This window comes from Caulobacter sp. B11 (genome assembly GCF_002737765.1).
Lineage (GTDB): Bacteria > Pseudomonadota > Alphaproteobacteria > Caulobacterales > Caulobacteraceae > Caulobacter.
On record NZ_PEGG01000350.1, the window covers coordinates 1 to 3,043 of the forward strand.

Annotated in this window: 1 protein-coding gene; it reads right to left on the reverse strand. The window is 63.5% G+C overall.

Annotation, left to right across the window (positions count from 1 at the left end; all coding sequences use genetic code 11):
* Positions 1 to 3,040 (reverse strand): TonB-dependent receptor (locus tag CSW58_RS12525; protein WP_236627819.1); only part of this gene is annotated, 3,040 nt, incomplete at its 3' end.
* Between the last annotated feature and the right edge of the window lie 3 nt (positions 3,041 to 3,043).

Genomic DNA, 3,043 nt, shown 5'->3' on the forward strand with positions numbered 1-3,043 from the left:
GAGTCTTGCCGTCCGCGAACTTGAAGAAATAGTTCTCGATCTCGCCGCTCACATTCGAGCCGTTGAAATAGACCGTGACATTGTCACGGACGTTGTAGCTGACATTGACGTCAACATAGCCGGTCGTGTCCTGATAGATCGGCACGTTGCTCATCAGGCCATTGAGACGCTCGGAGCGATAGTTGTAGGCCACGCGGGCCTGCACCTTCTCGTCCTGGTACCAGCCCACCAGATTGTACTGGTGCTTGGAGTTGTCGGTGAAGGGCAGCTTGCTGCCATCGACGCCGATCCGGTCCTCCTCGCTGGGCGAGTAGGTGTAGTTGGTGTCGACACCGAACTTCGAGAAGATCCCGCCGTCGGTCAGGATGTCGTCGAAGGCCAGCTTGGCGCCGACTTCCAGACCCTCGACCGAACCGCCCTCGCCCTGGATGGGCTGGGTGACATTGACGGTGCGACGAATGACGCCGTCTTGGTCGGGGAAGCGGCCGGTGGTGGTGCCGCCGGTGACGAAGCTGTCGATCTTCAGCTTGAAGGCCGAGATGTTCAGCATGCTGGCGCGGCCGAAATAGTATTCGAGCGCCAGATCGAGGTTGGACGCGCGCCACGGATCCAGGTTCGGGTTGCCCGAGGAGCTGGCGCCAGTAACGCAGCGCACGTTTGGCAGGGCCGCGCCGCAGTCCGAGGTGAAGATGCTCAGACCGCCGCCATAGTTGCCCAGGTCGAGCGGCTGCATGGTCTTGCTGTAGGCGAAGCGGGCCTTCCAGTGGTCGCTGATGTCGTAGCTGGCGTTCAGCGACGGCAGCCAGTCGGTATATTTGCGCTTGCTGACCGCATCGCCGGTGTCGGCATTGGTGTCGCCATAGTTGCGCACGTCGCCGGTCAGGTTCTGCTTGACGGTCAGCTCGGTCTCGATGACGCGAAGGCCGATATTGCCGGACAGGGCGCCGATCTCGAAGTCCGCCGCGCCGAAGGCGCTCTGCTCCTTCAGGCTGACATCATAGGTCTGACCCGGGATGGTGACGCGAATGGCGCCGCCGAACACCTTCTTGTGGAAAGCCTCGGCGTCGTCGAAGTCGCGCGGGTCAATCGCCCAGAAGCCCGGCATGCCCGAGGTGATGCCGCCCAGATCATTGACCCACTGGACGTTGTTATAGGTCGACAGCTTGGTCGGGCGGTTGATCGTGTAGCCTTGGAAGACCAGCGGGGTCGTCAGGCGAGCCACCGGGTCGGGGTTGGAGACGAACTCGCCCGCCTGGCACTGGTTCTGGTTCATGACCACGTCGATGGCCTTCCACTGGGCCTCGCAGCCCCCGGCCGGAACCGGCGAGCCATTGGCCTGGACCGCGCCGGGCGAGCCGCCGTAGAAGCCCGAGAACAGGTGGAACTGCTCGACGCTGACCGAGCGGTCGCTCTGACGAACGCCGGCGTCGACCTTGGTGATGAAGCCCAGGAACTTGTCGTCGAAGGCGTAGTGGCCGTCGGCGCGGAACACGTTCATGTCCGAGGTGACTTCGTTATTGCCTTCCGACGAGAAGGCGCCGATCGCGTAGCTTTCCTTGTTGGCCATGTAGTCGCGCAGGGTCTTGCCCGCGCCCAGGCCGCCGGAGATCGCGGTGTCGAAGCCGCTCCACACGGGGTGATCGCCGCTGATGTCGTAGTGCAGCTGCGGGTTCTGACCATAGCCCAGCGGGTTGGGGTTCAGGTAGCACCCGCCGGCGCTGCCGACGACGGCGTTGCTGCGCTGCGAGGTCGGATACTGCGAACAGATCGACGACGGATAGAAGGTGCCGCGGGTGCGGTCATTGGCGTCGCGGAACAGGTTGAAGCGGTCAGGTCCATACTGCCAGTTGCTCAGGTCGCCCTGGGCCTGACCGTTCATGGATAGGCGCTCGCCGTTGGCGCGGATGGCCCGCACTTCGCTGGTGAACTTGCCGCCGTTGTCGTATTTCAGCTCAAGATTGTAATTCTTGGTCGTCGACTTGGTGGTGCGGTTGACGCTGAACGAATTGATCCACCAGGCGTCGATGTCATATTCGTCGACAGCCAGCCAGGGGCGGCCATTGGAGCCGTTGACGCCGGTCGCCTGGAAGTCGGTCGGCTTGGTCCAGTTGCCGAACGCGCCGCCGTCCCAACGGTTGGAGATGTTGATGCCGGTGCCGCGGTTATACTCGTCCAACTGGGCGTAGAAGCCTTCGGCGACCAGGGTGAAGCCTTCACCGAGGTCGGCCTCGAACGCCGCGTTGACGCCCAAGCGATCGCGCTCAACCACGCGATTGAAGCTTTCGAAGCCGTGCGGCGAGACGAAGTTGTTCGGGTTGCCGCCGCCCCAGTCGTTGTTGCCGGAAAGGCCGACGGCGCCGGAGAAGTTGTTGCCGAGATTGGACTTGCTCGCCGCCGCGGAGACCATGACCCCGACGCGATCATTGCGCCAGCTGGCCAGGGCGTTGACCAGATAGTCCTTCTCCTGGGTGCGGTCGCCGCTTTGTCCTTCGACGCCGCCGGCCAGTTGGAAGCCCTCGGCCATCTGGAACGGCCGGCGGGTGCGCAGGTCGATCGTGCCGGAGATGCCTGACAGCGGATTGTTGGGATTGGTCGACTTGTAGACCAGCACCTGGTTCATCAGCTGGGCGGGAACGTCGTTCAGGTTCGGCTGGGCCGAGCCCATATTGCCGGCGCTGAGATATTGCTCGCCATTCAGCAGGGTGATGACCTGGGCCAGGCCGCGGATATTGACCGAGGTGCCCTCGCCGGCGTCACGCCGGATCTGCACGCCCGAAATACGCTGAAGGGCGTCGACGATGGTGACGTCGGGCAGCTTGCCGATGTCTTCCGACGAGATCGCGTCGACGATCGCGACTTCCTTGCGCTTGACGTCGACCGAACGCAGCTGCGAGCCACGGATGCCGGTGACGACGACTTCGTCGACCTGGGTGTTGTCCTGGGCGAAGGCGCCGGTGGACAGGGCCATGGTCGAAGCGCCCGCCAGCAGGGCCAAGGTGACCCTCCGGCCGAGCACGGACCTGTTGCGGTGGTTAGACAATGT